This is a genomic window from Streptosporangium album (assembly GCF_014203795.1).
GTDB classification, from domain to species: Bacteria; Actinomycetota; Actinomycetes; order Streptosporangiales; family Streptosporangiaceae; genus Streptosporangium; species Streptosporangium album.
The window spans coordinates 1,520,856-1,542,321 of record NZ_JACHJU010000001.1 but is presented as its reverse complement, the minus strand read 5'-3'; the positions used below and the strand labels follow the sequence as shown (position 1 = coordinate 1,542,321).

Annotated in this window: 16 protein-coding genes; 13 read left to right on the top strand and 3 right to left on the bottom strand. The window is 71.4% G+C overall.

The annotated features are described in order from the left end of the window. Nucleotides 1-1,935: an N-acetylmuramoyl-L-alanine amidase gene (locus FHR32_RS07250; RefSeq protein ID WP_184753587.1), complete on the bottom strand. Its 1,935-nt coding sequence runs from the start codon at nucleotides 1,933-1,935 to the stop codon at nucleotides 1-3. A 499-nt stretch (nucleotides 1,936-2,434) separates the two neighbouring features. Between FHR32_RS07250 and FHR32_RS07245 the strand changes: the two genes are divergently transcribed. From FHR32_RS07245 to FHR32_RS07185, 13 genes are all read left to right on the top strand, one after another. Next, the gene (locus FHR32_RS07245; protein WP_184753586.1) at nucleotides 2,435-4,570 is read left to right on the top strand and encodes an amylo-alpha-1,6-glucosidase; all 2,136 of its coding nucleotides are present in this window, start codon (nucleotides 2,435-2,437) and stop codon (nucleotides 4,568-4,570) included. 45 nt (nucleotides 4,571-4,615) lie between these two features. Next, nucleotides 4,616-5,725, top strand: coding sequence for a glycosyltransferase family 4 protein (locus FHR32_RS07240; protein WP_312882108.1), 1,110 nt, complete (start codon nucleotides 4,616-4,618; stop codon nucleotides 5,723-5,725). Between the two features lie 48 nt (nucleotides 5,726-5,773). Further along, on the top strand, nucleotides 5,774-6,547 hold the full coding sequence (locus FHR32_RS07235; protein WP_184753585.1) for an enoyl-CoA hydratase/isomerase family protein: 774 nt from the start codon (nucleotides 5,774-5,776) through the stop codon (nucleotides 6,545-6,547). Between the two features lie 94 nt (nucleotides 6,548-6,641). Further along, entirely contained in the window at nucleotides 6,642-7,037 is a 396-nt protein-coding gene (locus FHR32_RS07230) for a nucleotide exchange factor GrpE (RefSeq protein ID WP_312882106.1), read from the top strand. Next, nucleotides 7,034-8,257 (top strand): DUF6395 domain-containing protein, encoded by a 1,224-nt coding sequence (locus tag FHR32_RS07225; RefSeq protein ID WP_184753584.1) that lies wholly within the window; start codon nucleotides 7,034-7,036, stop codon nucleotides 8,255-8,257. Before FHR32_RS07230 ends, FHR32_RS07225 begins: the two co-directional genes overlap by 4 nt. Continuing rightward, a complete protein-coding gene (locus FHR32_RS07220; protein ID WP_184753583.1) occupies nucleotides 8,254-9,096 on the top strand; it encodes a M55 family metallopeptidase in 843 nt (280 codons plus the stop codon). Before FHR32_RS07225 ends, FHR32_RS07220 begins: the two co-directional genes overlap by 4 nt. A 6-nt stretch (nucleotides 9,097-9,102) precedes the next feature. Further along, nucleotides 9,103-10,665: a flavin monoamine oxidase family protein gene (locus FHR32_RS07215; protein ID WP_184753582.1), complete on the top strand. Its 1,563-nt coding sequence runs from the start codon at nucleotides 9,103-9,105 to the stop codon at nucleotides 10,663-10,665. A gap of 55 nt (nucleotides 10,666-10,720) precedes the next feature. After that, entirely contained in the window at nucleotides 10,721-11,242 is a 522-nt protein-coding gene (locus tag FHR32_RS07210) for a YbaK/EbsC family protein (RefSeq protein ID WP_184753581.1), read from the top strand. Nucleotides 11,243-11,373: 131 nt separating this feature from the next. Then, nucleotides 11,374-13,365 (top strand): serine/threonine-protein kinase, encoded by a 1,992-nt coding sequence (locus tag FHR32_RS42880; RefSeq protein ID WP_221465298.1) that lies wholly within the window; start codon nucleotides 11,374-11,376, stop codon nucleotides 13,363-13,365. After that, the gene (locus FHR32_RS07200; RefSeq protein ID WP_184753580.1) at nucleotides 13,362-15,350 is read left to right on the top strand and encodes a serine/threonine-protein kinase; all 1,989 of its coding nucleotides are present in this window, start codon (nucleotides 13,362-13,364) and stop codon (nucleotides 15,348-15,350) included. Before FHR32_RS42880 ends, FHR32_RS07200 begins: the two co-directional genes overlap by 4 nt. A 57-nt stretch (nucleotides 15,351-15,407) precedes the next feature. Then, entirely contained in the window at nucleotides 15,408-16,733 is a 1,326-nt protein-coding gene (locus FHR32_RS07195) for a serine/threonine-protein kinase (RefSeq protein WP_184753579.1), read from the top strand. 343 nt (nucleotides 16,734-17,076) lie between these two features. Further along, the gene (locus FHR32_RS07190) at nucleotides 17,077-17,856 is read left to right on the top strand and encodes an electron transfer flavoprotein subunit beta/FixA family protein (protein WP_184753578.1); all 780 of its coding nucleotides are present in this window, start codon (nucleotides 17,077-17,079) and stop codon (nucleotides 17,854-17,856) included. 18 nt (nucleotides 17,857-17,874) lie between these two features. Continuing rightward, on the top strand, nucleotides 17,875-18,828 hold the full coding sequence (locus tag FHR32_RS07185) for an electron transfer flavoprotein subunit alpha/FixB family protein (RefSeq protein ID WP_184753577.1): 954 nt from the start codon (nucleotides 17,875-17,877) through the stop codon (nucleotides 18,826-18,828). Nucleotides 18,829-18,968: 140 nt separating this feature from the next. Here FHR32_RS07185 and FHR32_RS07180 read toward each other — a convergent pair whose 3' ends face one another. Then, nucleotides 18,969-20,165, bottom strand: coding sequence for an MFS transporter (locus FHR32_RS07180; protein WP_184753576.1), 1,197 nt, complete (start codon nucleotides 20,163-20,165; stop codon nucleotides 18,969-18,971). 92 nt (nucleotides 20,166-20,257) lie between these two features. Next, entirely contained in the window at nucleotides 20,258-21,451 is a 1,194-nt protein-coding gene (locus tag FHR32_RS07175; RefSeq protein WP_184753575.1) for an MFS transporter, read from the bottom strand. Nucleotides 21,452-21,466: the final 15 nt, after the last annotated feature.

Sequence of the window (21,466 nt, the reverse complement as noted above, 5' to 3'; positions counted from 1 at the left end):
TCAGGCGACGGACACCACGACGTCGTCGGCCTTGACGAACATCACGCGGTGGCCGAACTGGATCTGGTAGTACTTCAGCTTCCCGCGGACCATCACATGCTGGGACGCGTCGAAGGTCACGGCCCGGTAGAACTCACCCTGGGCGGCGAGGCCGAGGGTGTAGCGCTGGCCTGCGGCGAACGTGTACTGCAGCGGGGTGATCGTCTGGTACGGCACGCTCGCCGGGTAGGCCTCCGCCTCCGGATACGCCCTGCCGTACACCGGGACGCTTGCGAGCCCCGGCTTGGGCGTCACCACCAGACCCCGGGAGGGGACCGCGGTGGGCTGGGCGGCCGGGTTGTGGAACCAGGCCTTCTGACCGAGATACCAGATCGCCGTCCAGTCGCCCTGGCGGTCGGCCAGAGCGTAGCGCTGGCCGGTGTTGGCGCGGGCGCTGTGGTCGAAGACGCTGTAGAGCGAGTCGCCGGTCGGGTGCTTGCCGATGTCCTTGACCAGCGGGGCGTCCTCGCGCGGCTCGGTGCGCAGCCAGACCGACGACGAGCCCTGCGGCACGCAGTCGGCCGACGGGTTCTTGCGGTCGCAGCCGTAGTAGTACGGCTGGTTCTTGTCGAAGTCGGGCAGGATCATGACCGATTCCGCCTTCGGCCCGCCGGAGCCGTGCAGCGGCCTGCCGAGCAGGTCGAAGTAGTGCGCCCAGTCCCAGAAGGGGCCCGGGTCCTCGTGCATCTGCTTGACGGTGGTCGGCAGCGTGCCGGGCACGTTGTCGTGGCCGATGATGTGCGCGCGGTCCAGCGGGACCCCGTACCGCAGGGCCAGGTAGCGCACCAGCTTCGCCGAGGTGCGATACATCGCCTCGGTGTACCAGGCCGCGCCCTCGCCGAGGAAGCCCTCGTGCTCGATGCCGATGGACTTGGCGTTGACGTACCAGTTGCCCGCCTGCCAGGCGACGTCCTTGGTCTTGACATGCTGGGCGATGTGGCCGTCGTTGGACCGCACCGAGTAGTGCCAGCTCACGTAGGTGGGGTCCTGGACCAGCCTGAGGGAGGGGTCGAAATAGCCCTCCATGTCGTGGATGACGATGTAGTCGACCTTCTGGTTCCGCGGCCGGTCGGACAGGTCGTGGTTTCCGTAGTCGTCGTCCGGCAGGGCCTGGTAGGGCGCCGGGACCCACTCGCACGAGATCGTGAGCGGGCACTCGACGCCGTCGCGGTGGGGCCAGCGCAGCTTGAGCTTCTCCAGCCACTTCTCGACCTTCTTCAGGCCGGGCACCGCCTTCAGCCCGACCTTCTGCCCGTCGTCGGTGACCCGCTCGACGCCGGCCTCGATCGTGGCGTAGACCTCGTCGGCGAAGAACTTCGCCGCTTCGGCCTCGTCGGCGCCCGAGTAGCGGGCCACCGCGCCGTACCACTCGGCGGGGTCGGCGCTGAGCGGCGCGCCGAGCTGCTTCTGGTAGTCGGCCAGCAGGGCGGCGCCGCCGCGGATGTTGACGGCTGGGTCGCCGCGCAGCTCCTCGCGGCTCGCGCCGGTGAGTTCGGCGGCCTTCTCCAGCGTCCTGAGCGAGGTGGGTATCGCGGCGGGGGCCACCAGGTGCTCGCGCAGCGTGAGGGGGCGGCTGTCGTCGCCGCGGGGGTCCTCCTCGCCCTGGCCGTGATGGTCGGTGGCGGGCGCCGTGTTGAGCGCGGCGGCGTCGGTGAGGTGCATGGGGCCGAACCCGGCGGAGTTGCTCGGCAGGCCCGCGTTGGCGTTCCAACGGGACTCCAGGTAGGACACGCCGAGCAGGACGCTTTCGGGCACCTCGTAGGTCTTGGCCGCCGTGGTGAAGGCCGCCTGCCGGTCGTCGGGGGCCGCCTGGGCCGACGCCGGCTGTATGAAGGCGAGGCCGCCGACGGCCATGACGGCGGCGACCGTCATCCGGAGCGGCGTGGATCGTTGCATGGGGGTGCTCCTCGGCTGGGGGATCCGGTGCAAGTCAGACTGCGAAGTTAAGATCGCAATGTCAATAAGTTTCTTCATTTTTGTGACAGTTGGAGAAGAATTCCTTCACCATGCGGGGTGGGCGGGGTTGAACTCTCGCGGGGAGACGCCGGACCCGTCCTGGTGAGCGTCAGGCATACCAGGAGGGGCGGTTGCCGACAGCGTCCTGTCGAAAACAGAGGGTAATCATCTGGCATGGGGTCCAGCGGCCTGAGTGTTCCCATCGCCCCGGCGGCGGTCCACTCGTCCCCACCTCGCTGTCACTTCCCCCGGAACCATCCCTGCCGACGGGCCCGCCGAGTGAGAAAGACGTGGACGCCCTTATCTCCTTCTTGGCGCGAGATAGCGTGATAACCATCTTGATCAGGCAAAACGTTTCGGTGAACGGCTGATGTGCCGTTCCTCTTCTGCGTGAGGGGGAAGTCCTACAGGGGCACTCACTCACACCGGGAGAAGCGCATTGAACGGGTGGACTTTCGAAGGCCAGCCCGGAACCCTGGGCGACACCACGGTGACCTTGGTCGAGGACGGCTCCTTCTGCGTGTGCGCGTCCAACGGCGACATCGTGCAGGGCGGGGCACAGGGGATCTTCCACGCCGACACCCGGTTGCTGTCGCGCTGGGAGCTCCGGGTGGACGAGGCTCCGGTCGAATCGCTCGCGGTGCTCGCGGGCGAGCCCTACCACGCGACGTTCGTCGGCCGGGCGGCTCCCCGGCCGGGGCGGGCGGAGAGCACCCTGCTGGTGATCAGGGACCGCTACGTCGGCGCGGGTCTCCGTGAGGACCTGACCCTGCGCAACCTGTCCGACGAACCGGCCGGATGCGTGCTCGACATACACGTCGGCTCCGACATGGCCGACCTGTTCGAGGTGAAGGGCGGCCGGGTCCACCACGTGACCGACGTGGAGGTGACGCCCGACAGGTCGGGATTAATGATCTTCTCCGTCACCCGGTCGCGGGGGACCAGAGTGCTGGCCGACCCGGCGCCGTTCGCCGTCCCCGGCATGCTCGTCTTCCGGATCGTCGTCCCCGCCCGGGCCGACTGGACCGTCACCCTGCAGGTCAACCCGGTCCTGGAGGGGGAGGAGACACCCACCTGGTTCTCCACCCACCACCCGCTGGAGCACGCCGAGCCCGTCCGGCGCCGCGCCGACTGGCGGCGTCACAGCCCGACCGTCAGCACCTCCAACCGGGCACTGGCCCAGATCCTGCGCCGCTCCAGGGAGGACCTCGGGGCGCTGCGGCTGTTCGAGCCCGACCGGCCCGACGAACCGCCCAGCATCGCCGCGGGAGCGCCGTGGTTCATGACCCTGTTCGGCCGCGACTCGCTGCTGGCGTCCTGGATGGCGCTCCCCCTGGACCAGTCGCTGGCGCTCGGCACCCTGCGGCGCCTGGCCCGGTTGCAGGGCAGGACCGACGATCCGCTCACCGAGGAGGAGCCGGGCAAGATCCTGCACGAGCTCCGCTTCGGGGTGCAGGCCGGCACCTCGCCGCATGGTGGCCTCGCCTACTACGGTTCGGTCGACTCCACCCCGCTGTTCGTGATGCTCCTGGGTGAGCTGCGCCGGTGGGGCCTGCACCCGAAAGAGGTCGAGGAGATCCTGCCGCACGCCGACGACGCCCTCGACTGGATCACCAGATCGGCGGACCCCTTCCTCTTCTACCGCCGCAAGACCGACCACGGCCTGGTCAACCAGGGCTGGAAGGACTCCTTCGACGGCATCAACTTCGCCGACGGCACCCTGGCCCGCCCGCCCATCGCCCTGGCCGAGGTCCAGGGCTACGTCTACGCCGCCTACAACGCGCGTGCCCACTTCGCCCACGAAGCCGGCGACCAGGGTCTGGAGAACCACTGGATCGGTCGCGCGACCCGGATCCGGGAGGCGTTCAACGAGAGGTTCTGGCTGCCGGACCGGGGTTACTACGCCATCGGGCTCGACGGCAGAGGACGCCCCATCGACAGTCTGGCCTCCAACATGGGGCACTGCCTGTGGACCGGAATCGTCGAGAAGGACAGGGCGGCCTCCGTCGCCGAGCACCTGCTGTCTCCGGAGATGTTCACCGGGTACGGCGTGCGCACCCTGTCCGCCGGCATGGGCGCCTACAACCCGATGAGCTACCACAACGGCTCGGTCTGGCCGCACGACAACTCCATCGTCGTCGCCGGCCTGATCCGCTACGGCTTCGCCGAGGAGGCGCAGCGGATCGCCTACGGCCTGCTGGACGCGGCCGAGGCCTTCGGCACGCGGCTGCCGGAGCTGTTCTGCGGGTTCGACCGGGCCCAGTTCCCCATGCCGGTGCCGTATCCCACCTCCTGCTCCCCGCAGGCCTGGGCCGCCGCGACCCCCATCCATCTGGTCCGCAACCTGCTCCGCTTCGACCCGTGGGTGCCCTACGGCCAGGTCTGGCTGGCTCCCGTCGGGCTGGACGACATACGGATCACGGCGCTCTCCTTCGCCGACTCCCGGATCACGATCGACGTCAAGGACGGCAAGGTGTCCGTCACCGGGCTGCCCGAGGGCATAACCCTGCGTAACGAGCCGCGCCCACCCATGTCGGCCCACTGCGAAACCTCCCCTGACCCCCTGATCGATTAATCCAGAGGTTTCCTGAGGGCCGCGAGGCCCGGAAGCGAGGTGGGTGTGATCTCCACATCAGAACTTCAAGGGTGGCGCGGCGGCGGGATGCGCATCGTGATGATCGCGCCTCCCTGGTACGACGTGCCACCCGTGGGTTACGGGGGCATCGAGGCGATGCTGGCCGGGCTCGTCGCCGGGCTGTCGCGGCGCGGGCACGACATCACCCTGATCGGGGCGGGCAAGCCGGGGACTCCGGCACGTTTCCTGTGCACCTACGATCCGGCACCCTCCGAGCGCATCGGCGAGGCGCTGCCCGAGGTGCTGCACGCGGCCATGGCGCAGGACATCATCGCGGACCTCGACGCAGACATCGTCCACGACCATTCGCTGGCCGGACCGCTGACCGCGGCCACGCGGCGCGTGCCCACCCTGATCACCTGCCACGGCGAGGTGGACGGCGAGTACGGCGCGTACTACCGGGTGCTCTCCGAGACGGTGTCGATGGTCGGCATCTCCGCGGCGCAGCGGCGGCTCGCCCCGGACCTGAACTGGGCCGGAGTCGTCCACAACGCCGTCGAGGCACAGTCCTTCCCCTTCCGGGAGCACAAGGACGACTGGGTCCTGTGGCTCGGCCGCTTCAACGAGGACAAGGGCGCCCACCTGGCCATCGACGCCGCCCAGGCGGCCGGGCGGCGGATCCTGCTCGCCGGAAAGCTCACCGAGCAGGTGGAGCACGACTACTTCGAGGAGCACGTCCGGCCACGGCTCGGTGCCCACGCCGAGTACATCGGCGAGGCCGACGCCTCCCGCAAACGCGAGCTGCTCGCGGCGGCCCGCTGCCTGGTCTTCCCGATCCTGTGGGAGGAGCCGTTCGGCATGGTGATGATCGAGGCCATGGCCTGCGGGACACCCGTGGTCGCGCTCGACCGGGGAGCCGTGCCCGAGGTCGTCGCGGACGGGATCACCGGGTTCGTCCGCAGCCACGCGGAGGAGCTCCCCGAGGCCATCGAGGCGGCGGACATGCTCGACCCGCACGCGTGCCGCTCCCATGTCGCCCGCCGGTTCGGCGTCGACGCGATGAGCGAGAAGTACGAGCGGATCTACCTCCGGCTGACCGGGGGCCTCGTCGAGCCTCCCGGGGAAACCAGGGACCTGGTACTGCCCGTCAACTGACGTGCGCCCTATGTTTGGGGGGACGGCGTTTCCGGCGGAGGGATGGTCATGGGTGAGTTCGTGCGGGTGGAGACAGCCAAGGGGATCGCGACGATCAGGCTGGACCGGCCGAAGATGAACGCCCTCAACCGTCAGGTGCAGGAAGAGATCGCGGAGTGCGCCCGGCAGGTGGACGCCGACGCCGGTGTCCACGCCGTGGTCCTCTACGGCGGAGAGCGGGTCTTCGCGGCGGGGGCCGACATCAAGGAGATGGCCGGCATGTCCTATGCGGACATGTCGGTGCACTCCGGGGTGCTGCAGGACTGTTTCACCGCCGTCGCGCGGATCGGCAAGCCGGTCATCGCCGCCGTGACCGGCTACGCGCTGGGCGGCGGCTGCGAGCTCGCGCTCTGCGCCGACATCCGGATCGCCGGCGAGTCGGCCAAGCTCGGCCAGCCGGAGATCCTGCTCGGCATCATCCCCGGAGCGGGCGGCACCCAGCGGCTGCCCCGGCTGGTCGGCCCGGCCAGGGCCAAGGACCTCATCTTCACCGGTCGCCACGTCCCCGCCGCCGAGGCGCTGGAGATCGGGCTGGTCGACAAGGTCGTCCCCGACGCCGACGTCTACAGCGAGGCGCTCTCCTACGCCGCCAGGTTCGTCGGCGGCCCCGCGCTGGCCCTGCGCGCCGCCAAGCAGGCCGTCGACCGCGGCCTCGAGGTGGATCTGGCCAGCGGTCTGGAGATCGAGCGTCTCCAGTTCTCGGCCCTGTTCGCCACCGACGACGCCGGGATCGGCATGCGCGCTTTCGCGGAGAAGGCCCAGGCCACGTTCACCGGCCGCTGACGCGCGTCCCGGAGGGGCGTCGACATCAATCTGTGATAGGACCGCCCGGGTAGATCAAGGTTTGCCGGTATCGTGCCGGATTATGGTTCGGTTGGTGAAGCGTGCGCTGGTGCCCGCCCGGCTACGGCGGGCGGTGCGGGGGTGGTTCGACTCCCGGTACATCTCCCTTGCCGACCACCGGCAGGACATCAGGGATGCGCTCTGGGAGGTCCGGACACTGGGCCGGGAGGTGACCGCGCTGCGGGCCGAGGTCGACCGGCTCCGAGGGCAGGTGGCGAAGGCCGGTGTCGGCCAGGAGCGGGCGGAGCGCTGGGACGACGCCCACCGGCTGGCCCGGGAGACGGCGGTCGCGCTGGACGGGGTTCTCCAGAACGAGGTCCTGCTCTGGCAGGCCGTGGAACGCCTCCCCGGAGGCGTTCCTCCCACGGGCATGACGTCTGCCGGTACGGCGCCGGCGAGCCTGGAGCCCTCCTCGGGGAGCGTCGCGTGAGGGTCGCCTGGACGGCCGACGGCGCTGTGCGGCATCTCACCTTCCGGCTGGACGCCGAGGACGCCATCACCGGCTTCTGCGCCGACGGCCAGCCCCTGAAACTGGCCACGAACTCCTTCCGGGTCGAACTGCCGCGCGCGCCGCGCGCCGTCCACCCCGATCTGGCGGCGCTCGCCGCGTGGACCGTCGTCGCGCCGTGGACCAGGCGCGCGGTCGTCTTCGACCGCCCGATCTCCGCCGAGCTCGCCACGGCCCTCCAGTCGGGCTGGGGGATCGAGGCGGGGCCCGTCGGAGCGACGGCGCGTTCCGGCAGCAGGCTGGCGATCTCCTACAGCGGCGGCGCCGACTCCGCGGCCGTGGCCGCGATGCTGCCCGACGCGCCGTTCGTGCATTTCCAGCGGGTCTCCCACCCGCGCGTGCCGAACCGCTGGACCCACTACCGCGCCGACGTGCTGGCCTCGCTGGCGGAGAAGACCGGCCGCGAGCTCACCGTCGTCCGGTCCGACCTGGAGTTCACGCTCGCCGAGCCCCGGCCCGGCTACCCCGAGCACCACGCGGTGGCCGCCGGGGCGCTGCTCCTGGCCGACGAGCTCGACCTGGGCGGCCTCGCCTTCGGCTACGAGCTGGGCTCGCGCTGGCTGGGCGGCGACCGCTACCTGCTCCGCCACACCCCCGACAACCCGATGTGGTCCCCGCACGGCGCCTGGGGACAGGTCTTCGCCGCGGCCGGAGTGCACATCGTGCTCCCGGTCGGCGGGGTCAGTGAGGCCGTCACCATGCGCCTCGCCCTGGAGTCCGTCCTGCGCGAGCAGGTCCGCTGGTGCCTGCGCGGTGTCAACGGCCCCTGCGGCACCTGCGGCAAGTGTCTCTACAAGGAGCTCATCCAGGCCGCCGTCGAACGCCGCCCGCTGCGCACCACGGTCGCTCCGGGCCGCCCGGTCGCGCGCAAGTGGCAGGAGCCTCCGCCGTACGGTGGTCAGGAGATGATCGAGTACGGCTGCGCGCGGGTACCCGGCATCGAGGACACGGTCTTCGGCAGGGCCGCGGCGTTCCTGCGCGCGACCGAGGCGTCGACGGCCTGGCTGGACCGCTGTTACCCGCCCGCGATCGAGGAGATCCCCGAGCCGTGGCGCAAACAGGTCCGTGACTTCGTCGCGGCGGAGATCGGTTTCATGAGCGACGACGAGGCACGCCGCGTCGAGACCTGGGGGATGTCGTGAAGGTATACGTCTCGGTGGACATGGAGGGCGTCACGGGTCTGACCGACCCGGAGGAGATGCAGGCCGGAGGCCGGGGCTACGAGCGCGGCTGCGAGCTGATGACCGCGGACGCCAACGCCGTCATCCAGGGAGCCTTCGACGCCGGAGCCGAGGCCGTACGCGTCAACGACGCCCACGGCTCGACCAAGAACCTCAGGATCGATCTGCTCGACGAGCGGGCCACGCTGATCCGGGGGCCGGGCAAGCCGCTGCGGATGGGGCAGGGCCTCGACCGGACCCACGGGGCGGCCTGCTTCGCCGGATACCACGCGCGGGCCGGGGTCCAGCACGGCGTCCTCAACCACACCTGGATGGGCAAGGAGATCCAGAACCTCTACCTCAACGGGGAGGTCTGCGGCGAGACCCGCCTGGTGGCGTCGTTCGCGGGGTCGCTCGGCGTGCCGGTGGCCCTGGTGACCGGGGACGAGGCGGTCTGCGAGGAGGCCCGCGAGCTCCTCGGCGACGTCGAGACCGTCGCGGTCAAGTCGGGCGTCGACAGGTTCTCCGCCGAGCTCCTGCCGCCCGCCGTCGCCCAGGCCCGCATCCGGGAGGCCACCACCCGCGCGCTCAACCGGATCGCCGACTTCCGTCCCTGCGTCCCCGAGCCGCCGTTCACCCTCGGCGTCGAGTGGAACTCCACCGCGATCGCCGCCGGCTGTGCGCTCATCCCCGGTGTGCGGTCGGCCGGTCCCCGCCACACCGAGTTCGTCACCGACGACTTCTCCCAGATCATGGCGGTCATGGGCATCTTCGCCACCATCGGCGGCCAGATCGCCTGCGGCAGCCACGGGTACGGCTGACGCGCGATGACCGACTCCACCGTGATGACGCGCAGGGCGCTGCTGGTCGGCGTGGGCGCGGCCGGCGGCGCCGGGGCCATGTTCGCGGCCATGGGGGCGCTCGGCCTGGCCCCCGACTCCCAGGAGAAGGCCTTCGTCCCCCCGCAGCCCTCCGACTTCTCCCTGCGCGGCCGGGGCGCGGCCAAGGTGGTGATCCTCGGAGCGGGGGTCGCCGGTCTGACCTGCGCCTACGAGCTGGGCAAGGCGGGATACGACTGCACGGTCCTGGAGGCCGCCGACCGGGTGGGCGGCAGGAACCTCACAGTGCGCGCCGGGGACCGGCTGACCGAGACGGACGGGCAGACCCAGACGGCGGAGTTCGAGGAGGGGACCTACTTCAACGCCGGTCCGGGACGGATCGCGCAGTGGATGGTCACCCTGGACTACTGCCGAGAGCTGGGCGTGCCCATCGAGGCGTTCGTCAACAACAACGCCTCGGCCTACGTCTACACGGCCGGCATGACCGCCCCGGCGCGGGCACGGACGGCCCGGGCCGACGCCTACGGCTACATCGCGGAACTGCTGGCCAAGGCGGCTCACACCGGCGCGCTGGACCGGCGGCTGACCAAGGACGACCGTGACCGGCTCGCCGAGTTCCTGCGGGACTTCGGTGACCTCGGACCCGACCTGACCTACCGGGGCTCCACCCGCCGGGGTTTCGAGACCTACCCCGGGGTCACCGGCGGCGTCCCCGCCGGCACGCTCCCCTCCCTGACCGACGTGCTCGCCGCCGGCACCGGCAGGGCGCTCACCATGGACTTCGGCTACGAGCAGGCCATGCCCATGTTCCAGCCGGTGGGCGGCATGGACGCGATCGTGACCGCACTGGCGCGGGAGGTCGGCCGCGACCGGATCAAGACGGGCACCCCGGTCACCGGCATCAAAAACCTGCCCGACGGCGTCGAGGTGGCCCACCGGGGCGGTACGCTCCGCGCCGACTACTGCGTCGCCGCCCTCCCGCCCCACCTGCTCGCCCGCATCCCGCACAACCTGGGCGCCCCGGTCACCGCCGCGCTCCGCACCCCCGTCCCGATCGCCGCGGGCAAGATCGGCCTGGAGTATCGCAGGCGGTGGTGGGAGATCGACGACCGCATCTACGGCGGGATCACCGAGACCGACCTGGACATCACCCACATCTGGTACCCCTCCTACGGCTACCACGCGAGGAGCGGCCTGGTCGTCGGCTATTACAACACCGGGGACGACGCCGTGACGTACGGCGCGCTGTCCCACCGCGAGCGCCTGAACCGCGCGCTCACCGAGGGCAAGAAGATCCACGGCGAGAAATACCGCAGCGAGCTCCGCTCCAGCGTCTCGATGGCCTGGCAGCGCCGGCCGCACATCGAGGGCGGCTGGGTCGCCTGGCCCTCCCGCCAGGGCGCCTTCACCCTTCTGCAGCGCCCGGCCGGCCGGGTCTACTTCGCGGGTGACTGGCTCACCCATCTGATCGCCTGGCAGGCCGGAGCCATGGAGTCGGCCAGGAAGGCCGTCACCGAACTCCACAGCCGGGTTCTCCAGACGCCGTCCTGAGCTCGCCGCCCGGGCCGTACGCTCTCTCAGAGCAGATGAACGGAGGGGGACGACGATGGCGATCGGGACACTGGACTGGGTCGGGGCGGCCACACGGCTGGACCTGCTGGCGGAGCCGGTGGCGCGGGCGGTCGCGGGACTCGACGGGGTCGAGGTCGCGGAGATCGACCCCACGCTGGCGGACACGGCGGCGTTCTGCGAGCGCTACGGTGTGAGCCTGGGGGAATCGGCCAACTGCGTGATCGTGGCGGCCAAACGGGGCGGGGAGGTCCGCCACGCGGCCTGTGTGGTGCTCGCCACGACGAGGGCGGACGTCAACGGAGTGGTCCGGCGGCGTCTGGACGCACGCAAGATCTCCTTCGCGCCGCAGGAGGAGGCGGTCGGTCTGACCGGGATGGAGTACGGCGGGATCACTCCGCTGGGGCTGCCCGAAGGGTGGCCGGTGCTCGTGGACGAGGCCGTGGCGGCCCACCCGGAGGTCGTGATCGGCAGTGGCGTCCGGCACTCCAAGTTGGCGATTCCGGGTGCGGTGCTCGCCGGCCTGAAAACCGCCGAGGTGCTCCGCCTGGCGAACTGACGCCGAAAAGAGATTGAGTGTTGCCTGCCTTTGGGAAACCGTTGAGCTCTGGCAGACGTTGTTCAATCGAAGACTATGGCCTGATGGTTCATCTCATGGGCGGTGTTTAAGCCGGTATGGTTCTTCATGCCATGAATCAGGACGACCGACTGGGCCCCTACCGACTGCTCCGGCGGCTCGGTGAGGGCGGCATGGGCGTCGTCCACCTCGCGGTCGACCCACAGGGGCGGCAGGTGGCCGTGAAGGTCCTCCGCGCCGAGGTGGCCGGCGACGACGTCGCGCGCCGGCGGCTCTCGCGCGAGGTGGAGACCATGCGGCGGGTCCGCAGCGACCACATCGCCGAGGTGCTCGACGCCGACGTGACCGGTCACCGGCCCTACATCGTGACCCGATACGTCCCCGGCCGGCCGCTGGACGAGCTGATCAAGCAGGACGGCCCGATGGAGCTGCCCGCGCTGCTGAAGGTCGCGCACGGGGTGGCGACGGCCCTCGCCGCGGTGCACTCCGTGGGCGTGATCCACCGCGACCTCAAACCGGGCAACGTCCTCATCCTGGACGGCAAGCCCGTCCTCATCGACTTCGGCATCGCGCAGGCCGTGGACGCCACCCGGCTCACCCAGACCGGCATGTTCATCGGCACGCCCGGCTACCTCGCCCCGGAGATCATCGAGGGCCACGAGGCGGGCCCCGAGGTGGACGTGCACGCCTGGGCGGGCACGCTACTCTTCGCGGCCACCGGCCAGCCGCCCTTCGGCAAGGGCACGCTGGAAATGATCTTCTACAACATCACCGCGGGCAAGGCGGACGTGGACGCCGTCCCGCAGGCGCTCCAGCCGGTGCTGCGGGCCGCGTTGCAGCGCGACCCGGCCAGGCGGCCCAAGGCCACCGAGCTGGCCGCGCAGGTGGAGCGCCTGCTGCCCCATCCGGGCCGGTCCCGGGCGCCCGACGAGATCAGCACGGTCGCGCACTTCGGCGACCCCGGCGACGTGCCGACCCCGGTGGCCTCCCGCCCGGGCAACCCGCCGCAGTCCCCGCCGTGGCTCCCGGCCCCGGCGGCGCAGCCGCGCGAATACGTCTCCCTGCTCGGCGAGCAGCCCCCCGACCCGTCGCCCACCCGCAGGGTGACGGCCGAGGAGCTGCGCCAGGCCGTGGCCCACCAGGACTCACGCGACCTGCCCACCGGCATGCTCAGCCCCGAGGACATCCCCGCCAGGGGACGCCGGTTCTCCACCGGCGACCAGTTCAGGCCCGGGACTCCGGCCTGGCAGGAGTCCCCGGCTCCGGTGCCCGACGGAGACATCCCCACCCAGCGGGTCCGCCCGCAGGACCTGCAGGATTACGTCCGAAACACCCTCCCTCCGCCCGTCCAGGCCCCGCCCCCATACCTGCAGCAGCAGGCCCTGTTCGAGCAGACACCCCACGTCCGGCCCGCACCGCCGCCCTACCCGTACGCCCACCCGCAGCCGCCTCATTCGCAGACGCCCGCGGCTCCGCACCCCGGCCAGCGGCCGGGGCACACGTTGCAGCGTTCCAAGGCGTACGGCGTAGCGAGCACGATGATGCTGATCGTCATGACGGTTACGGCCGTCGTGATGCCGATCGCCGTCGCCGTCGTGGCGATCCCGGTCGCGGTCCTGCTCCGCGCCGCCGACATCGCCCAGCCCAGGCTCAACACCCGCCGCGCGGCGGGTGCGGCCGCCGCCGACGTGGTCCGGGTGCTCGGCCAGCCGGCCGCGCTCCTGAAATCGGTGGGCATCACCATCGCGCTCGTGCCGTACGCGCTGATCCTCGGCCTGCCGGTGACGCTGCTGCTCACCGTGATCGTCGTGAGGATGCCCGCCGCCAACGCGCTGAGCTGGGGCGCGGCGGTCGCGCTCTGGACGGTCTGCGCCGGGCCCGGAGTGGAGGGCCCCAGCCGCCAGATGCGACGTACGCTGGCATCACTGCTGCCCTCGCGCAGCGCGGCCATGATCATGGCCGCGCTGCTGGGCGCGGTGGCCGTGCTCATGATCTTTCTTGCGATCGGCACCGTGAGGGGTGGGGCACGGCAGGCGCTCTGGGCGCCGGTCGATGTCGGGACGGTGGTGACGGAACTGACGGATCTACGGAAGGCGGCGCGATGACGGGGGACACGCAGGCGCCTGAGCGGCTGGGACCATACCGCCTGCTCAGAAAGATCGGCGAAGGTGGCATGGGGGTCGTCCACCTGGGGCTCGACGAGCACGGGCGGGAGGTGGCGGTCAAGGTTCTGCACCCGCACGTGGCCGCCGACCTCAAGGCCCGCGACCGGCTCACCCGCGAGGTGGAGACCATGCGGCGGGTGCGCAGCCCGCAGGTGGCCGAGGTCCTCGACGCCGAACTGTCCGGCAAGCAGCCCTACGTGGTGACCCGCTTCGCCCAGGGCCGCACGCTGGAGGAGACGGTCCTCACCGACGGGCCGCTCGCGCCCGACGAGGTGATCAAGATCGCCCAGGGCATGTGCGCGGCGCTCGTGGCGATTCACGCCGCCGACGTCATCCACCGCGACTTCAAGCCGTCCAACGTGATGATCGTCAACGGTGAGCCGCTGGTCATCGACTTCGGTATCGCGCACCTGGTGAACGCCACCCGCCTGACCCAGACCGGCATGTTCGTCGGCACACCCGGCTACCTCGCTCCGGAGATCATCCGGGATACCGAGATCACCCAGGCGGCCGACGTGCACGCGCTGGCCTCGACGGTCTTCTTCGGGGCGACGGGCAAGCCGCCGTTCGGCACGGGCAGCTTCGAGGTCGTCTGCTTCAACATCATGGAGGGGCGGGCCAACATCGACCTGGCCCCGGCCTGGCTGCGCGGCTGGCTCCGCCAGGCCCTGGCGGTGGATCCCGCCGCCCGGCCGGACGCGCAGGCGCTGTACCGGATGGCGCGTGCCCTCGACCCCTCGGCGACGGCCTTCCAGGAGACACCGCCCACCACCGTCCTCGACGGCGGCACCAAGGTGCTCAACACCGACGGCACCAAGGTGCTCAACACGGACGGCACCAAGCTCCTGGACGGGCAGGCCCCGCCCCCGTCACCCTCTCCGTCCACGCCGAACGGCACCCGGGCGCTGCCGCAGGACGGAAGCTACTCCGACCTGCTGACCCCGGTGGAGTACGCCAAGCCGGAGCGGCGGGAGCGCAGGCCGCGCGCCGAGTCGCCCCGCCCCACGGGGACGACCCCGCCGCCGTACGTCCCGGCCACCCCGCCGCCGCCGTACATCCCGGCCCCGCCCTCGGCGCAGCAGTCGAGGGGCGCACCCCCGCCGCCTTACGCCGACCAGCGGGTCGCCGGCTACCCGCCGCCGCCGCCGACCGGCCAGGCCCGGCCGTACGCCCCGCCGGCCGTCCAGCCCCGGCCCCACACCCCGCCACAGGACCTCCCGCGCACTCCGCCGCAGGACCGTCCGCGCTACCGCACCGGCCATCCGCTGGCCGCGCTGCTGCTGCTGACGATCCTCGTCGCGCTGGCCTGCGTGCTGCCGGTCATGGTCAGCGCGTTCGCGCTGGTCGCGGTGGCCTGCCTGCGGGTCGGCGAATACCTCTTCGGGGATCTGGCCCAGCGCCGCTCGGTGCGGGGCAACAGCGCCACCGATCCGCTGCTGGCGGTGCTCGGCACCCCGTGGGCGCTCGTCAAGGCGATGCTCGCGACGCTGCTCACGGCCCCGCTCGCCGCGATGTTCGGCATGTGCGTGTGGGGCGCGCTGACCTACGTCGGGAAGATGGGCACCGACCAGGCCGCCGCCTACGCGGCGGGCGGGTTCGTGGCCGGGCTGTTCGTGCTGCCCGGCGGCGGCAAGCCGCGAAAGGCCGTCTCCCGTGTGCTGACCGGCGTGATCCGCAGCCCCGGGGCGGCCATGGTGACCACGATCATCCTGGGCACGCTGGCGTTCTTCTCGGTGGTGGCGGTGCTGGGCGCGGACGCGTCCTTCGCGCCCTGGGACCAGCCGAGCGACGTGGTGAAGCAGCTCCACAGGCAGTGGCAGCTCCAGGTGGAGAACGGCACGATGGGCGTCCTCGACCTCGTCGGCGGTCTCGTCAAGGACCTGATGACGAGTCTCGGTCTCGGGTTCCTCACCTTCGGACAGTGACCGGTGCGCGATCGGCTCCTCTAGGGCACGATGAGGGGACACGCCGGAGGGAGTCGCATGGGAGCGCCGGACGGTGAGCGCCTCGGCCCGTACCGCCTGCTGTCGACGCTCGGCACGGGCGGGTTCGGCGAGGTCCACCTCGCGCTGGACCCCGAGGGGCACACGGTGGCGGTCAAGATCCTGCACCCACAGGTCGCGGCCGACGCGACGGCCCTCGCCCGGCTGGCCCGCGAGGTGGAGACCATGCGGCGGGTCGAGGGCCCGCACGTCGCGGAGGTCCTGGACGCCTCGCTGGAGGGCGCCCGCCCCTACTTGGTCACCCGCTACGTGCAGGGCCGCCCGCTCAGCGCGGTGGTCGCCGGGGACGGGCCGGTCGAGGGCGACGATCTCGTACGGCTGGCGCGCGGCCTGGCCGAGGCCCTGGTGGCCGTCCACGCCGCCGGGGTCGTGCACCGGGACCTGAAGCCCGCCAACGTGATCCTGACCGACGGCGAACCGGTCGTGATCGACTTCGGTATCGCCTGCGCGCTCGACTCCGTCTCGGTCACCGTGTCCGGGGTGATCCTCGGCACGCCGGGGTATCTGGCACCCGAGGTGATCGAGGGCACCGGTTCGGGAGCGGAGACCGACCTCTTCTCGTTCGGCGCCACGCTGGCCTACGCGGCCACCGGCCGGCACCCGTTCGGCACGGGCCCGGCCTCGGCGGTGGGTTACCGCGTCGTCCACCAGGCCCCCGATCTGGAGGGCGTGCCCGGCTGGCTGGAACCGGTGCTCCAGGAGTGCCTGCGGCGGGAGCCGGCCGTCCGGCCCGTCGCAGGCGAGCTTCTGGACCGTCTGGGCGCCGCGGGCCCGGCTGTCCGCGCGGCGATCCCGCGGCCCCGGTCCTCCCCGGTCGCCACCAGGGTCCACGAGTCCGTCGGGGGGCGGGAGCCGGCCGAGGTCCAGGACGTCGCCCTGCACGAGGCGGGCGGGTCGGCGGGCGCCGTGCAGGAGCTCACCACCCGCGAGTGGCGTCGCGGTCGGCGCCCGGTCTCCGGCAGGCTCTCGGCCGAGGAGTTCCGCGAGCGCCGCCGGGTGGTCCTGCACCGCCGCTGGGTCATCGGCACCGGCCTGCTCGTCTCCCTGATGGCCGCGACGGCCAGGGAGCCGCTCCCGGAGGTGTCGCTGCTCCTGCTCACCGTCTACGGCCTGGTGACGCTCATCGACGCGGCGATCGCGCTGTTCGCCCGCCGGAACCGCCCGCGTATGATCGTCGATCTGGGCAGCGCCGCCGGCGCCATCGCGCTCTGGGCCGCGCTCGGCGCGTTCTTCAGCACCCTCACTCTCGCGCTGGCCCTCGGCACCGTCGTCTCCGTCCTGGTGGCGATCCTGATAGCAAGTTGAGGCTCCACCGGCGCCCCCGGGGTGGCCCGCCGAGGACGGGGTCTTCATGCGCAGATTCCGGAATATAGTTCGGTATGGTGGGAGGGTGACTGGGCGGGCAGACCCTCCGCCGTCCGGGCAAGCCGTACAGCCTGGTGGTTTGCACCTAAGCTACCGCTGGGTAACATGATGTCGGAGGGCCAGGGCGGGTACGTCCCGACCAGGCCACCCGCTGTCATACCGCCCTCGGGCACCTGGCAGTCTTGGCATCACGTGCACGTGCCCCGCGTGTGCGTACCGAGCATCCGGCGCCAACCGCAGCGACGCGGTGGCGCACGCGAACACGGGAGGTCGGCCACCGGCCATGAACATCGTCGTCTGCGTGAAGCAGGTCCCCGACACGGCGACCGAGCGCAAGCTGAGGTCCGATGACAAGACGCTCGACCGCGATGCCGCCGACGGCGTCATCAACGAGCTGTGTGAATACGCGGTCGAGGAGGCGCTGCGCCTGAAGGAGGCCCACGGCGGTGAGGTGACCGTCCTCACCATGGGTCCCGACAAGGCCAGTGACACCATCCGCAAGGCCCTGGCCATGGGCGCTGACAAGGCGGTCCACCTGGTGGACGACGCGCTGCACGGCTCCGACGCGCTGGGCACCTCCTACGCCCTGGCGCAGACGCTCAAGAAGATCGGTTTCGATCTGGTCGTGCTCGGCTCCGAGTCGACCGACGCCCGCACCGGCGTCCTCGCCGCCATGCTCGCCGAGCGCCTGGGCGTTCCGCAGCTCACCTTCGCCAACAAGGTCGAGGTGAACGGGTCGTCCATCGCGATCCAGCGCGTCACCGACTACGGCTACGACAGGGTGGAGGCCACTCTGCCCGCCGTCGTCTCCGTGGTCGAGAAGATCAACGACCCGCGCTACCCCTCCTTCAAGGGCATCATGGCGGCCAAGAAGAAGCCGGTCGAGAAGCTCGGCGTCGCCGACGCCGAGATCGACGCCGCACAGGTCGGCCTGGCCAACTCCTGGAGTGAGGTCGCCGACTTCGCCGTCGCCCCGCCGCGCGCGGCCGGCACGGTCGTCAAGGACGAGGGCGACGGCGGCGTGAAGACCGCCGACTACCTCGCGTCGAAGAAGTTCGTCTGAGAACGGGGGTTAGCTGATATGTCTGAGATTCTCGTTCTGGTCGAGCACGTCGAAGGCCAGGTCAAGAAGGTCACGCTGGAACTGCTGACGCTCGCCCGCAAGCTGGGCACGCCGTCGGCCGTGTGGGCGGGGCCGGGCTACTCTCCCGACGCCAAGGCCAGGCTGGCCGAGTACGGCGCGGAGACGATCTACCTGGCCGACTCGGCCGACATCAACGACTACGTCGTCGCTCCCAAGGCGGAGCTGCTGGCCCAGCTCGTCTCCGAGAAGTCCCCGGCCGCGGTGCTCGTCGCCGCGACGGCCGAGGCGAAGGAGATCGCGGGCCGGCTGGCCATCAAGATCGACTCCGGTGTGCTCACCGATGTCGTGGGCCTCCAGGACGGCCTGATCGCCGACCAGTCGATCTTCGGTGGTGGCGTCAACGTCCAGTCGCGCGTGACCAAGGGCACCCCGATCGTCGCGGTCCGCCCCAACGCGACGCCGGTCGAGGCCGCCGTCGGCGCCGGCGCCGAGGAGCAGGTCTCCGTGACCGTCTCCGAGGCCGCCAAGAGCGCCAGGGTCGTGGAGCGCGTCAAGGAGGAGAAGGGCGCCCGCCCCGAGCTCACCGAGGCCGCCATCGTGGTCTCCGGTGGCCGTGGTGTGGGCTCGGCGGAGAACTTCTCGATCATCGAGAAGCTCGCCGACTCGCTGGGCGCGGCGGTCGGCGCCTCCCGCGCCGCCACCGACGCCGGCTGGTACCCGCACCAGTTCCAGGTCGGCCAGACCGGCAAGACCGTGTCGCCGCAGCTCTACATCGCGGCGGGCATCTCCGGTGCCATCCAGCACCGGGCCGGCATGCAGACCGCCAAGACGATCATCGCGATCAACAAGGACCCCGAGGCGCCGATCTTCGAGCTCGCCGACTTCGGTGTCGTGGGTGACCTCCACCAGGTCGTCCCGCAGTTGACCGACGAGGTCGTCAAGCGCAAGTAGGCACGCAGAGGGAGACGGCGCCGCACGTGACGTGCGGCGCCGTTTTCGATGGCCGGGTGTTTCCGGCGACCGGCCGTGGCGTGCTCCGACGGTCAGGTCTTTCAGCGGCCGGCCGTGGCGTGTTCCGGCGGCCGGGCGTTTCAGCGGCCGGCCGTGGCCCGTGGCGCGGGTATCTCGGGTGCGCTCTCCGCCTGCCCCGGGGTGGCGAGGGCGGCGGCGAGCGCCAGGGCGCCGGCCAGCCCGAACGCCGTGGCGAAGCCCGTGCCGGTGATGAGGGCGCCGACCGCCCCGGGAGTGGCGGCGGAGACGAGGTTCTGGGCGGTGTTCTGGACGCCCATCGCCCGGCCGGCCCAGGATGACCCGGCCAGCTCGGAGACCGCGGTGAAGGCCAGGCCGTTGCCGCTCATGGAGATGATCAGCGCCGCGATCAGCAGCGGCGTGGCGGCGGCGGCGCCGACCTGCGCGGCCGTCGCCAGCAGGGCCATCACCGTGCCGTTGACCAGGGCGAGCCGGCGCATCGGCCGGACCCTGCTGCCCACCCGGTCCGACCATCTGCCGCACAGCAGCCGCCCGGCCGCACCGCCGAACTGGGCCGCCGCGACGAGCTGGGCGGCCGAGGCCACCTCCCAGTGGCGTGCCGAGACCAGGTAGGTGAGGGCGAACCCGGCCGTCACGAACTGGGGCACGACCAGCAGCATGCTCGCGCCGTGGATCCGCCACAGAGCCGGGGCACGGTACGGCGAGGCCGTGCGCTCACCCGCGGCCTTGTCGCCTCTCGGCGGGTCGACGACCAGGAGTCCGACCGACACGGTGGTGACCAGGGTGATGGCGGCCATGACCAGCAGTGCGCCCCGCACCCCCCACAGATGGACGGAGGGTGGGATGACGGCCCCGGCCACGGCGACCCCGAGCGGCTGGGCGGTCTGCCGCCAGCCCATGGCGACGCCGCGTCTCTCCTTGGGGAACCAGCCCAGGACGACCCGTCCGCTGGCCGCGTTCGCCGACGCGCCGGCGGCTCCCGCGAGCGCCAGCATGACCGCCAGTACGGCGGGCGTGCCGGACAGCGCGGCCAGTGTCAGGAAGACCGTCGCCAGGGCCAAGCCGGTGGTCATGGCCAGCCGTTCGCCGTAGCGGTCCGCGACCCAGCCCCAGGCGATGAGCGTGAAGAGCATCCCGGCGCTGGGCGCGCCCACGAGGATCCCCGCCTGCGCCAGGCTCAGGCCCCTCTCCGCCTGCAGGGCGGGGAGGAGGAAGGGCAGCCCGTACATGAACACGCAGCCCGAGCCCTGTGCGGCCATGCCCAGGCTCAGCATGGCCCAGCGGTTGGGGGTTCTCATGACGACAACATAGGGTAAGTCTCATTTATTGAGCCATATTGTCTTGAATAGTAAGATGTGATCACCTGGGGCCAGGCGGCGCGGACGGCGGGTCAGGCGGCCATGGTGAACTCGCGCCCCGGAGTCTCGGCCGGGACGGAGGCCGTGCCGCGCCGGGGGAGGAACCGGGCGACCAGCGCGATCAGGACTCCGAGCACGACGGTGATGCCGAGTGCCGTCCCGAGCGTGGCCATGTCCGACAGGAAGCCGATGATCACCGGGCCGAGCAGCAGTCCGGCGTAACCCATCGCACCGGTCTGGGCGATGGCCGGGCCCGGGTTGTCGACCGCGCCGCCCGCCAGGGACATCGCCATCGGGGAGACCGTGGCCACCGCGACGCCCACGAAGAGCATGGCGGAGATGGCGACCAGGGACGTCGAGGCCGTGATGACCACGGAGAAGGTGGCGGCGGTGGCCAGACCGGAGGCGATGATCATGCCGCGGGCGCCGAAGCGGGCCCGGACGCGGTCGCCGGTGAGCCGGCCGAGCAACATGCCCGCCTCGAAGATCGGATACCCCAGCGCGGCCACGGCCTCGGGAGCGCCGAGGACGTTACGCAGGTAGAGCCCGTTCCAGTCGGCGACCGTGCCCTCGACCATGAACGCGCAGAACGCGATCACGCCGAGCAGGTAGACGACCGGGGGCATCCGCCTGCGCCGGGCACCCGTCTCGTGACCCTCGGCGACGGCCGGGTCCGGCAGGTAGGTGCGGCTGATGACGATCAACAGGGGAAGGGAGAGCAGGGCGATCAAGGTCAGATGGGCGGTGAACGACAGTCCCGCCGCGATGGCCGCGGTGCCCAGCAGGCCCGCGGAGATCGCGCCCACGCACCAGCCCGCGTGCATGCCGTTCATCAGCGGGCGGCCGTAGGCGCGCTCGACCGTCGAGCCCTGCGCGTTCATCGCGATGTCCACCGCGCCGAACGCCATGCCGAAGAGACCGGCGGCGACCAGCAGTGTCGGGAACGTCGGTGCGAATGCCAGCAGGGCCAGGGCGGCCGCGCAGAGAGGAGCGCCGACCCGCAGGATGCTCCGGCTGCCGAAGCGCGTCATCATGCCGCGCATCGACTGCATGGTGATCAGCGCTCCCAGGCCCCACACGAGGAGGGTGACGCCGACCGACCCCTCGGACAGGCCGAGTTTGTCGGACAGCGCGGGGATGCGCACGGTCATCGATCCACACATGAGTCCGGCGAGCAGGAAGGTGAGGACCGCACCGGTGCGGGCCGTCCTCAGGTTGCGGGTCATGCCTGAAATCCCTTC

What these genes read in the sequence shown, in the direction of transcription:
- FHR32_RS07250 (WP_184753587.1), bottom strand. Translation starts at nt 1,935, where the DNA reads ATGCAACGATCCACGCCGCTCCGGATGACGGTCGCCGCCGTCATGGCC.
- FHR32_RS07235 (WP_184753585.1), top strand. Translation starts at nt 5,774, where the DNA reads ATGGGTGAGTTCGTGCGGGTGGAGACAGCCAAGGGGATCGCGACGATC.
- FHR32_RS07215 (WP_184753582.1), top strand. Translation starts at nt 9,103, where the DNA reads ATGACCGACTCCACCGTGATGACGCGCAGGGCGCTGCTGGTCGGCGTG.
- FHR32_RS07210 (WP_184753581.1), top strand. Translation starts at nt 10,721, where the DNA reads ATGGCGATCGGGACACTGGACTGGGTCGGGGCGGCCACACGGCTGGAC.
- FHR32_RS42880 (WP_221465298.1), top strand. Translation starts at nt 11,374, where the DNA reads ATGAATCAGGACGACCGACTGGGCCCCTACCGACTGCTCCGGCGGCTC.
- FHR32_RS07200 (WP_184753580.1), top strand. Translation starts at nt 13,362, where the DNA reads ATGACGGGGGACACGCAGGCGCCTGAGCGGCTGGGACCATACCGCCTG.
- FHR32_RS07195 (WP_184753579.1), top strand. Translation starts at nt 15,408, where the DNA reads ATGGGAGCGCCGGACGGTGAGCGCCTCGGCCCGTACCGCCTGCTGTCG.
- FHR32_RS07190 (WP_184753578.1), top strand. Translation starts at nt 17,077, where the DNA reads ATGAACATCGTCGTCTGCGTGAAGCAGGTCCCCGACACGGCGACCGAG.
- FHR32_RS07185 (WP_184753577.1), top strand. Translation starts at nt 17,875, where the DNA reads ATGTCTGAGATTCTCGTTCTGGTCGAGCACGTCGAAGGCCAGGTCAAG.
- FHR32_RS07180 (WP_184753576.1), bottom strand. Translation starts at nt 20,165, where the DNA reads ATGAGAACCCCCAACCGCTGGGCCATGCTGAGCCTGGGCATGGCCGCA.
- FHR32_RS07175 (WP_184753575.1), bottom strand. Translation starts at nt 21,451, where the DNA reads ATGACCCGCAACCTGAGGACGGCCCGCACCGGTGCGGTCCTCACCTTC.